Source organism: Nocardioides sp., assembly GCF_034670285.1.
In the GTDB taxonomy this organism is placed as follows: Bacteria; Actinomycetota; Actinomycetes; order Propionibacteriales; family Nocardioidaceae; genus Nocardioides.
Genome location: NZ_JAXMNS010000075.1, coordinates 1 through 11313 on the forward strand (window position 1 = coordinate 1; position 11313 = coordinate 11313).

General features: G+C 71.1%; 6 protein-coding genes. 3 read left to right on the top strand and 3 right to left on the bottom strand.

Going from position 1 to position 11313, the window contains the following annotated elements; genetic code table 11:
- Nucleotides 1-1296, bottom strand: a 1296-nt coding sequence (locus tag VOI19_RS05655; protein WP_323791984.1) for a branched-chain amino acid ABC transporter permease, incomplete at its 3' end; no start/stop codon positions are given.
- 126 nt (nucleotides 1297-1422) lie between these two features.
- The gene (locus VOI19_RS05660; RefSeq protein ID WP_323791985.1) at nucleotides 1423-2169 is read right to left on the bottom strand and encodes a DUF554 domain-containing protein; all 747 of its coding nucleotides are present in this window, start codon (nucleotides 2167-2169) and stop codon (nucleotides 1423-1425) included.
- Nucleotides 2170-2319: 150 nt separating this feature from the next.
- Between VOI19_RS05660 and VOI19_RS05665 the strand changes: the two genes are divergently transcribed.
- Both VOI19_RS05665 and polA read left to right on the top strand, forming a co-directional pair.
- Nucleotides 2320-2895, top strand: a complete 576-nt coding sequence (locus VOI19_RS05665) for a GNAT family N-acetyltransferase (RefSeq protein ID WP_323791986.1) — start codon at nucleotides 2320-2322, stop codon at nucleotides 2893-2895.
- A gap of 84 nt (nucleotides 2896-2979) precedes the next feature.
- Nucleotides 2980-5658: a DNA polymerase I gene (gene polA, locus VOI19_RS05670; protein WP_323791987.1), complete on the top strand. Its 2679-nt coding sequence runs from the start codon at nucleotides 2980-2982 to the stop codon at nucleotides 5656-5658.
- Between the two features lie 186 nt (nucleotides 5659-5844).
- Here polA and VOI19_RS05675 read toward each other — a convergent pair whose 3' ends face one another.
- On the bottom strand, nucleotides 5845-7089 hold the full coding sequence (locus VOI19_RS05675; RefSeq protein ID WP_323791988.1) for a polysaccharide biosynthesis protein: 1245 nt from the start codon (nucleotides 7087-7089) through the stop codon (nucleotides 5845-5847).
- A gap of 62 nt (nucleotides 7090-7151) precedes the next feature.
- Here VOI19_RS05675 and VOI19_RS05680 point away from each other — a divergent pair, with 62 nt between their 5' ends.
- Entirely contained in the window at nucleotides 7152-11288 is a 4137-nt protein-coding gene (locus tag VOI19_RS05680) for an alpha-(1->3)-arabinofuranosyltransferase domain-containing protein (protein WP_323791989.1), read from the top strand.
- The last annotated feature ends 25 nt before the right edge of the window (nucleotides 11289-11313 follow it).

Genomic DNA, 11313 nt, shown 5'->3' on the forward strand with positions numbered 1-11313 from the left:
GGAGAGGTCCGTCAGGAGACCGATGATCACCGCGCCGAGCACCGCGCCCCAGATCGAGCCGAGGCCACCCACCGTGATCGCCGCGAAGAGCAGGAGCAGCGTGAGCTGTCCGATCTGGTAGGTCACGCCGAGCTGGAAGCCCAGGAAGACACCGGCGAGGGCTGTGAGCGCGGTGCCGACGATCCAGACCAGTGAGATGACGCGGTCGACATTGATGCCGGTCGCGGCCGCCAGCGCCGGGTTGTCCGCGACTGCCCGCGTGGCGCGTCCCAGGCGGGTGTAGCTGAGGGCGGCGATCACGACGGCGAGCGTCAGGATGCAGATCGCGCCGATGAGCAGGTCGCGATCGGTGTAGGTGAACAGGCCCTGGAAGGACTTGCCTGCCGGGGTGAAGTACTCGGCGTAGGTCTCGAAGCGCGAGCCGGTGAAGTAGGCGTACATGTTGCGCAGGAAGAAACCGAGACCGATCGTGACGATCATGGCCGCGATCAGGCCGGTGCCGCGTCGCCGCAGCGGGCGCCACAGCCAGGAGTCCTGCAGGTAGCCGAAGCCCATGGCCAGGATCACGGTGATGGGCACGGCCACCAGGAACGGGAGGTTGATCTCCGCGTCCGTGAAGGGGATCCCGACTCCGCTGCTGAGGAAGAAGGTCACGATCGCGCCGAAGCTGACGAGCTCACCGTGCGCGAAGTTCGTGAGGCCCGTCGTGCCGTAGATCATGTTGAGCCCGAGCGCGGCCAGAGCGATGATCAGGCCGAAGAGGAGCCCGGAGTAGATGAGGCCCGGCACGCGGTCCCACTTGCCCTCGAGGCTGCGGTTGTCAGGCCCGATGAGGAACGTGGTGTTGAGCACCGTCAGGTTGCCGGTGAGGGTGTTGGTCGTGCGTGCGCCCTCGCGCATCGTGACGCCCTCGGGCAGCGTCTCGGGGTCGAGACTCACGGTGACGATGCCGAAGCCGGAGGTGATGGGGATCTCGAAGGAGCCGTCCTCGGCGGTCTCGCCGGGGAACTCCTCGCCGTCGCAGTTGGTGACCAGGATGGCAACCCCTGGGACAGGAGCGCCATCATTGGCGTTGTTGATCAACGTGCCCTTGACGGTCTTGTCGATCGGGGTGCCCTCGCACGCTTGTGCGGGGCTGCCCGACGGCGTCGCCGCTTGCGCGGCCGCAGACAGTGGCCCGGCCAGGGTCACGAGGGTCAAGAGCGCTAGCAGCGAAGCGGCGAGGAACGCCGCTCCGGTGGAGCGCTGGGCCCGCTGCGACTGCCGACGCGGTGGGCTGGTGTGGACGGTGCGCATGTAGCTCCTGTCGCCATGGAGGTGTCCGGGAATACCTCGACGCTGCACCCTACGGCCTGCGAGGCCTCGCGCGTGGAAACTCTGATAACGCATTGATCAAGGTCGTGCGCCGATCGTGTGGAGCCCTCAGCTCAGGGCAGCCACGAGTGACACCAGCGCCGGCGCCACCAGCAGGGCGGGCAGCAGGTCGGCCACGGCGAGGTCGCGGATCTTGAGCAGGCGCAGAGCCACGCCGACGAGCAGCAGGCCGCCGGTGGCGGTGATCGCAGCCAGGTGCGCCTCGGGCAGCACGTCGCCCAGCACGACGCCGAGGACGGTCAGAGATCCCTGCACGAGCACGACGGTCAGCGCGCTCGCCGCGACACCCCAGCCGAAGGAGGCAGCGAAGGCGATCGCGGCGAAACCGTCGAGGGTCGCCTTGAGGTAGAGCTGGTCGGCGCCGTTGCCGAGGCCGTCGTTGAGGGAGCCCAGGATCGTCAACGGTCCGGTGCAGAAGATGAGCGAGGCCACGACGAAGCCCTCGATGAAGCGCTGGCGCTCGGCGGAGTCCGAGCTGCCGGAGAGTCGTCGCTGGAGAACACCCCCGAAGCGCTCCACGCGCGACTCCAGGCGAAGCAGCGAGCCGATGATGCCGCCGATCAGCACCGAGCCGAGCACGATCAGCAGGGGAGCGCTCGTGCCGACGACGTCGGAGAGCGCCGGGTCCAGCACGGCCATCGCCGACGTCGCGGCGATCAGCAGGGTGACCAGGCCCAGACCGTCCGTGACCAGCTCGCGGGTGCGTTCGGGGAGCCGGTTGCCGAGCAGCTTGCCCAGCACCGCGCCGACCAGCACGGTCGCGACGTTCACGGCGGTACCGACTCCGGGGAACATCTGCGAAGGCTCTCAATCGATGTCTGGACGAGGCTGGGAGGACAGGTGCGAGCAGCCGAGCGTAGTGTGCTCCCGTCCCGCGACCCCATGGTGGTCGCTCCCGGGGGTCAGGTGTGCTCGCAGGAGCACCGGCGGAAGCAAGGTGGCGCAATGGGTCGCTCGCAGGTGGTGGTGCGGGACGCCGTCCTCGAAGATCTGGATTTCCTGGCCGGGCTGTGGTCCACGAGCCTGCGCCGCGGCGAGTCCGGGGTGCAGCGGGCCGACCTGGTCGCAATCCTCGAGCGGGTCGACGTCCTGGGCACCCATCGGCTGGTGGTCGCCGAGCACGATGCCCGCCCCGCCGGAGCAGTGCTGCTCCTGGTCGACACGGTCTCGTCGCTCAACCTCGAGCCGACGATCCGCGTGGTCTCGCCGATCGTCCTGCCCGACGTGCGGCGTCAGGGCGTGGGCCACGCCCTGATGGAGGCCGCCCTCGCGTTTGCCGAGCAGCACGACATCGTCACGCTCAGCACGGCGGTCTCGCCCGGGGCGAGGGAGTCCAACCGCTTCATGGCCCGCCTGGGCTTCAGCGCGCAGGCGACCTACCGCCTGGCGTCGGTCCCGGTGGTGCGCGCGCGACTGCGCGGGCAGCGCGCGGGACTCACCGTCGCCGGAGGCAACGGCCGCGCGGCGACCCGCGTGATCGCGGCGCGGCGTTCGATGCGGCGCTCGCGCGCAGCGGGCTGACGCGACTGACCGTGGCTGACCGTGGCTGACCCGGGCTGACCCGCGCAGGGCGCGGCGTCGGCGCCGTCATCTAGGGTGACGCGCGTGAGTGCCGAGACCGCCCCGACCCGCCCGAGACTGCTGCTGCTGGACGGTCACTCGTTGGCCTACCGCGCGTTCTTCGCCCTGCCGGTGGAGAACTTCTCGACGACCACGGGGCAGTTCACCAACGCGGTCTACGGCTTCACCTCGATGCTCATCAACGTGCTGCGCGACGAGCAGCCGACGCACGTCGCGGTTGCCTTCGACGTCTCGCGCCAGACGTTCCGCATGGAGGAGTACTCCGAATACAAGGCCAAGCGCAACAAGACGCCCGACGAGTTCGGCAGCCAGCTGCCGCTGATCGAGGAAGTCCTCGACGCGCTGCGCATCCCCTACCTCAAGAAGCCCGGCTTCGAGGCTGACGACATCATCGCCACCCTCGTCACCCAGGCGCTGGCCGACGACATGGACGTCCTGGTCCTCACCGGCGACCGCGACTCCCTCCAGCTCGTCACCGAGCACTCCACCGTGCTCTACCCGATGCGCGGGGTGAGCGACCTCGCGCGGATGACTCCCGAGGCCGTCGAGACCAAGTACGGCGTGCCCCCGCACCGCTATCCCGAGCTCGCGGCGATCGTGGGCGAGACCTCCGACAACCTGCCCGGCGTGCCGGGCGTGGGCCCGGGGTTCGCGGCCCGGTGGATCAACCAGTTCGACGGGCTCGACAACGTCATCGCCCACGCCGACCAGATCACCGGCAAGAAGGGCGAGTCGCTGCGAGCGCACCTCGGCGACGTGATGCGCAACCGGCGCCTCAACGCGCTGGTGCGCGACCTCGAGCTGGACCTGCTGCCCTCCGAGATGGCGTTGCGTCCCTGGGACCGTCAGGAGGTGCACACCCTCTTCGACGGCCTCGAGTTCCGCGTGCTGCGCGACCGTCTCTTCGACTCCCTCGAGAGCGAGGAGGACGTCGACGGCAGCGGGTTCGACCTCGACGGCGCGGTGCTCGAGGCAGGCGCAGTGGGTGCGTGGCTCGAAGCGGTCGGCACCGACCGGACCGGGGTCAACGTCCGCGGCACCTGGGGTGCCGGCTCCGGCCAGGTCGACGCGATCGCGCTGGCCACGGGCGACGGGCGTGCGGCGTACGTCGACACCTCCGCCCTCGGCGCCGAGGACGACGCCGCCCTGGCGAGCTGGTTGGCCGACCCAGATCGGCCCAAGGTGCTCCACGACGCGAAGGGCCCGGCGCTGGCGCTGGCCGCGCACGGCTGGACCCTCGCGGGCGTCGTCTCCGACACCGCTCTCGCTGCCTACCTGGTGCGTCCCGACCAACGCTCCTACGACCTGGCCGACCTGACGCTGCGCTACCTCAAGCGCGAGCTCAAGCAGGAGGAGGCCGCCGAGCAGGAGGCGCTCTTCGACGACGGCCAGGCCGTGCCGGCGACCGCGATGCTCCAGGCGCGCGCCGTCCTCGACCTCGCCGACGCCCTCGACGAGGCGATCGAGGAGCACGGCGGCACCCGGTTGCTCGCCGAGGTCGAGCTGCCCCTGGTGAGCCTGCTGACCCGCCTCGAGCAGGTCGGCATCGCCGTCGACGTCGAGCACCTCGAGCTGTTGTCCTCACAGTTCGACACCGAGGTGCGCGACGCCGCGCAGGCGGCGTACGCGACGATCGGCAAGGAAATCAACCTCGGCTCGCCCAAGCAGCTCCAGGTCGTGCTGTTCGACGAGCTCGGCATGCCGAAGACCAAGCGCACCAAGACCGGCTACACCACCGACGCCGACGCGCTCCAGGCGCTCTACGTGAAGACCGAGCACCCCTTCCTCGAGCACCTCCTGCGCCACCGCGACGTCATCCGGTTGCGCCAGACGATCGACGGGCTGCTCAAGACCGTGGCGGGCGACGGTCGCATCCACACGACCTTCAACCAGACGATCGCCGCCACGGGGCGGCTCTCGTCGACCGACCCCAACCTTCAGAACATCCCGGTCCGCACCGAGGAGGGGCGCCGCATCCGCGAGGGCTTCGTCGTCGGCCCCGGCCAGGAGTGCCTGATGACGGCCGACTACAGCCAGATCGAGATGCGCATCATGGCGCACCTCTCGGGTGACGAGCTGCTGATCGAGGCGTTCAAGTCCGGACAGGACTTCCACTCGATCACAGCCTCGCGTGTCTTCGAGGTCGATGCCGCCGACGTGACCGTCGAGATGCGCGCCAAGATCAAGGCGATGAACTATGGCCTCGCCTACGGTTTGTCGGCCTTCGGGCTCAGCGGTCAGCTCGGCATCGAGCCGAGCGAGGCCCGGGTGATGATGGACGAGTACTTCGAGACCTTCGGCGGCATCCGCGACTACCTGGCCGAGGTCGTCGACGAGGCGCGGCGCACCGGCTTCACCGAGACGATCCTGGGTCGGCGGCGCTACCTGCCCGACCTCACCAGCGACAACCGTCAGCGCCGCGAGATCGCGGAGCGGATGGCGCTCAACGCCCCCATCCAGGGCTCGGCGGCCGACCTCATCAAGGTCGCGATGCTCAACACCCAGGCTGCCATCGAGGAGGCCGGTCTGGCCTCGAAGATGCTGCTCCAGGTGCACGACGAGCTCGTCTTCGACGTCGCCCCGGGGGAGACCGAGGCCCTCGAGGCGCTCGTGCGGGCCCAGATGGGCGGTGCCGCCGACCTCCTCGTGCCGCTCGACGTCTCCGTCGGCACCGGCCGTACCTGGCACGAAGCCGCGCACTGACGGGGCGGGGTCAAGCGAGCAGCCGGTCGCGAGGCACGAGCGAGCGGCGTCGCGAGACGCGCCTGAGCCTGCGAAGGCGCACGAGCGCGACGAAACCAAGTGAGGTGCGCGCCGACGGTGGGGACGGTTGGCGTGTGGCTCACGGCGTCTCGATACGCCGGCCCGCTCCTTCGTCGCTGGGGCCGGCTACTCGACGACCGGGGTCGGGGTGGCCGGGGGAGCAGCGAAGACGACCACCGACAGCACGAGCCCGACGAGCAGCACCGCGTCCACGACGATCACGAGCAGCAGCAGCGCGCTGATCGAGGCGGTGAGCGGGGCGCCGACGATGATCGCGAGCAACGCCACCCAGAGCAGCCAGGTGGCTCGGCCGCCACGCTGGGCGATGAGGGCGTAGACGAGCAGCTGGATCATCGACAGCAGCGTGCCGAGGATCGCGAACAGCCACAGCCGGTCCTCGACGGCGGAGTACTGCGAGCCGCCGACGAAGAGCAGCGCGACGTGGGAGAGCGCGTACGCCAGCGCGACACCGACGACGCCGAGCCCGGCGACGGCCGCGAGGCTCAGGCGGAGCGCGCGACGGCGTTCCTGCGCGTCGGCCATGTTGGGGAAGGCCACCACGACGACGAACTGCGGCAGGAACAGCACGGCCTTGGTGAGGATCAGGCCTCCGGCGTAGAGGCCGGAGTCGGCGTTGTCGAGGACGTTGCGGGCCAGGATCACGTCGACGTTGGTGACGGCGAAGAAGGCCAGCAGCGCTTGCGAGTTGTGGCCGAGCTCGCGCACCAGGGCTCGGACGCCGTGGTCCTCGGCGGAGGGCGGCACCTCGTGGTGCACGCGGTCGCGCAGCGCGACCGCGCCGACGGCCACGGGGGCCAGGGCGCCGAGGAAGACGCCGAGGATGGCGGTGAACTCCTCGGGCTGCCAGAGGATCAGCGCCGTGCCGACGAGCAGGCGGGGGACGCCGGCTGCGGCGTAGAGCAGAGCCAGTGGTCTCCACCGGCGTTCGCCCTGGAGGGTGCCGGCCTGGCCACCCATGATGGTGAGGGGGACGGCGATGGCGCCGACGAGCAGGGCGGTGAGCAGGCTCTCCAGCCGCAGCAGGTAGTTGATCAGCGGGGCGGCGAGGAGCAACAGCGCGCCGAGCGCCAGCGCGGTGGACCAGGTGACCCGTCGGATCCCGCTCTCGATGACCGACACGTCTCCAGGAGTGGAGGAGATCCGGCGCGCGGCGGTGGCCTGGAGCGCGAGCTGGGCGACGCTCACCACCATCAGCAGGTTCATCACCGCCGCGAACGCGCCGTACTGCTGGGGGCCGAGGGCGGTGGCCGCGACGATGGTGAAGCCGTAGGTCGCGACGTTCATGACCCCGATCGCCACGGCGATCACGCCACCGTTGGTCACCGCTCGTCGGGAGGTCGCCTCAGACACCCGGGGAGTGTTCCACAGCGACACCCGCAGCCTGCACGGCACGCACGTACAGTGAGCGCGCCATGCTCGAGACCCGTTCGCCCCGCGCGACCAGCCACGACCGCGGGAACGACCGCGGGAACGACCGCGGGGACGCTGCGCGCGCGACGACCCTGACCGTCACTGCCTACCTCGTGCTCGGCGTCCTAATCCTCACCGAGAAGTTCGGCCAGACCACCTCCGACACCCGCCTGGACCTGACCAACGCCCCCACGCAGTTCCTCCGCGACACCTTCACCTTGTGGAGCTCGCGGGTCTCCCTGGGTGAGCTGCAGAACCAGGCCTACGGCTACCTCTGGCCCCAGGGCCCGTTCTTCTCCGGCCTCATCGAGGCCGGAGTGGCGCCGTGGGTCACCGAACGCCTGTGGTCGTTGCTGGTCCTCGTGGTCGCCTGCGAGGGGCTGCGGCGGGTCGCGCTCGCGCTGGGCCTCGACGTCTGGGCGGCGGCTCTCGCCGGGCTCGCCTACGGGCTCAGCCCCCGCATGGTGGCCGAGCTGGGGGTCCGCAGCGCGGAGATCCTGCCGGGCGCGGTGCTGCCCTGGGCCCTGCTACCGCTGGTCCTGGCGATCACGGGTCGGTTGCAGCCGTGGCGCGCGGCAGTGCTCTCCGCCGCGGCGTTCGCCTTCAGCGGCGGCGTCAACGGGACCGCGACGTTCGCACCGTCGGTGCTGCTGATCATCGTGATGGCCTGGGCCGTGCTGTCACACCGGCTCAGCTGGCGGATGGGGTTCGGCTGGGCGGGACTGATGGTGGCCGTCAACGCGTGGTGGGCGCTGGCCCTCGTGCAGTTCGGCGCCTACAGCCCACCGTTCTTCGACTACGTCGAGGACGCCCGCACGACGACTCTCACCGCGGGCTTCTCCAACGGTCTGCGCGGCACGAGCAACTGGGTCGACTACATCGTGGTCGGCGGACGCCCCTGGTGGCCCGCCGGGTACGACGTCTCGTACGACGTGTGGGTCGTCCTGGCGAGTGGCGTCGTGGCAGCGGTCGGCGTCCTCGGACTGATGCGCTGTCACGGCCCGTTCCGCACGCCGTTGCTGATCGCCGCCGCCGTGGGCATCACCAGCCTCTGCATCGCCCACACCGGCCTGCTCCCGAGTCCGCTGAGCCAGCCGCTCCAGGACCTGCTCGACGGACCCCTGGCGCCGCTGCGCAACGTGCCGAAGGCCGATCCGATCCTCCGGGTGCCGATCAGCCTGGGGGTGGCGGTCCTGCTCGGTCAGCTCATCGCGCTGCTGCGTGAGCGCAGGCCCGGTGGTCCCTCGCTCTCACACTGGCGTCGAGCCACGGCCGGCATCGTCGTCGGGGCCCTGGCGCTGGCGGTGGCGACGCTCGCTGCGCCGATCGCCGACACCAACCTGCGCACGCCCGGGTGGGAGGAGATCCCCGACTACTGGCAGGAGGCCTCGGCCTACCTCGACGAGACCCAGGGCTCGGGTGCCGCGTGGATCGTGCCCGGCTCGGCCTTCGGGATCCAGACCTGGGGCTGGACGATGGAGGAGCCGCTCCAGGTCCTCGGTACCTCCCCGTGGGTCACCCGGTCGCAGGTGCCGCTCGTGCCGGCGGCGACGATCCGGATGCTCAGCAGCCTCGAGCTCTACCTCACGACCGGTGCCGGGTCGCCGTACCTCGCCCAGATGCTGCGGCGCGTGGGGATCGACCGGATCGTCCTGCGCCACGACCTCGACCAGGAGGTGTCCCAGGCAACGCCGGCCAACCTGGTGCGGGTCGCACTGGGTCGATCGCCCGGGATCAAGCAGGTCGAGACCTTCGGCCAGCTGTCGTTCGGTCCCGCGATCGAGGTCTTCGCGCTCACCGACGAGCGCGGCGAAGGGGTCGAGGGAGTGGAGGGCTACCAGCTGCGCGACGTCGACGACAGCGTCACGGTGGCCTCGTCGGTCGAGGACGCCGTCACCGCCGTCGGTGCGGGCCTGGTCGGCGACGACCAGGCCATGCTCGTGCAGGGCGACGAGTCGTGGCAGGCGCCGGCCGATCTCCAGGGCGACGGCTTCCGGCGACGGGAGCGGGCCTTCGGTCGGGTGCACCAGGCGGTCACCAACGTGATGACAGCCGAGGACGCCTACCGCGGCGGGCGGGTCCTGCCCAACTACCCGGGCCCACCGGGCGCGGCTCCGGTGGTCGCGTCGTACGACGGGCTCCTCGCGGTGACGGCCTCCACGTCGGCCGGTTACGCCGACATCATCGGCGAGGTGCGTCCCGAGAACGCGCCGTGGGCTGCCTTCGACGGCGACAGCAGCACCTTCTGGAAGACCGCCCCCTTCGTCGACCCGAACGAGGAGTGGATCGACGTCGACCTAGGCAGGGAGCGGGTGCTCGACGAGGTCGTCCTCCAGCAAGCCACGGCACCGCTCGGCCTGCAGAGCGTGGAGACGTGGAGCCTCAGCCTCGGCGGCACGACGGTCACCGCCACGAGCGACCCCTTCAGCGGACGGGCCGTGGCCGACCTGGACGGCGCCACCGGGCGGCACCTGAGGATCGAGGTCGCCTCGACCCCCAATCGCTCCGACCCGGTCGGTCTGGCGGAGGTGAGCATCGACGGACTCACGGTCGACCGCACGCTGGAGGTGCCGCAGGTCGACCTGTCCGCGACACCCGACCTGCTCTTCACCGCCTTCCCCGAGCGGCGGGCGTGCATCAGCACCCTCCTCGGCCCCGACTGCGACCTGCAACGTCAGCGGGCCCCGGAGGAGTCCACCGGCATCGACCGCACCTTCACCGTCGCCGCCGACGGACGGTGGGACGTCTCAGGACTCGTCGTGGCGCGCTCGAACGAGGCGACGGCCGAGCTCGTGCGGCCCCAGGCCGGCCCTCAGGTCCGCGGCAGCTCGTCGTTCGGCCAGGACCCCCAGGTCTCCCCGCGAATGGCGTACGACGGCGACTCGACGACGTCGTGGATCGCCGACCCGCGCGACCGCGAGCCGACCCTCCGCATCGACCTGGGCCGCCAGCGCACCCTCCGCTCGCTCCGGGTCGAGGTGCCGGCCCAGATCGCCCGGGTGCCCACCCGCGCCGTCATCGAGGCCGGGACCGAGACGAGAGAAGTCGCGCTCGACGGCGAGGCCGCGTTCGAGCCGTTGCGCGCACGCAGGCTCAGCATCACCTTCAGCCGACCCGACGACGGCTTCTACGCCCTCGGCGCGAGTGAGGTCGAGCTCTCCGGGGCCCGACTGACCCGGCCTCTCGACGGCTCGTCCCCCACGGGATCGGTGTGCGGCTTCGGCCCCGACCTGATCGTCGACGGCACCACGGTGCCCACCCGCGTCACGGGCCAGATCGGCGCCGTCGTGGCAGCCGGACAGCTCGGCGTACAGCCCTGCGGGGGGCCTCGGCGCCTGGCCCTCGACGCAGGCGAGCACCGGATCGAGCTGCGCGCGACAGCTCAGTTCCAGCCGGTCGCGCTCACCCTCGACAGCGTCACCGAGCCACGACCGGTGGAGCGCTCGCGCACCCTCGAGGTGCTCGAGGAGGGCGAGACCGAGCGAGTCGTGCGCGTGGGGGCTGGGGAGGCCGCGATCCTGTCGCTGCCGCAGAGCTTCAACGCGGGCTGGATCGCGCGCCTCGACGGGGTCGTCCTGGAGCCGCTCCAGGTGGACGGCTGGTCGCAGGGCTGGGCGGTGCCGGCGACCGCTGCCGGCGACGTGGTCCTCACCTACGAGCCGCAGCGCACCTACCGCATCCTCCTGGTCGGCGGGCTGGTCGTGCTCGCGCTGATCCTCCTCGCCGGCCTGGTCACAGCGGTGACGACGCGCCTGGGCCCGGCCCGCGCGCACCTCATCGGTGCGGCGGCTTCGAGCCCACCCGCTGCAGCGAGCGGGGGACGTCACCGGCAGCGTCGTCGGCAGCTCGCCGGGCGCGCGGCCGTGGGGCTCGGGCTCGGTCTGGTGGCGTACGCCGTCGGCGGACCGGTGGTCGCGCTCGGGGCCGTGGTCGGGACCGCGCTGGCGTCACGACCGCGCTGGGCGCAGACCGCTGCCGCGACCATCCTGCTCGGAGCCGTGATCGCCCTGGTGCTCCAGGTGCAGCGGGAGAAGCAGTTCCCGCTCGACAGCATCGACCTGGCGACCGGGTTCGGGCTCGCGCTGGCCCTGGCTGCTGCTGCGTCCGCGAGCCGAGCAGGCGGCTCCCGTGGCACGTGATCGCCGCCTCGACCTCGCCTGGTCC

Coding starts and splice junctions, on each gene's coding strand:
- VOI19_RS05660 (WP_323791985.1), bottom strand. CDS start 2,169: ATGTTCCCCGGAGTCGGTACCGCCGTGAACGTCGCGACCGTGCTGGTC.
- VOI19_RS05665 (WP_323791986.1), top strand. CDS start 2,320: ATGGGTCGCTCGCAGGTGGTGGTGCGGGACGCCGTCCTCGAAGATCTG.
- VOI19_RS05680 (WP_323791989.1), top strand. CDS start 7,152: ATGCTCGAGACCCGTTCGCCCCGCGCGACCAGCCACGACCGCGGGAAC.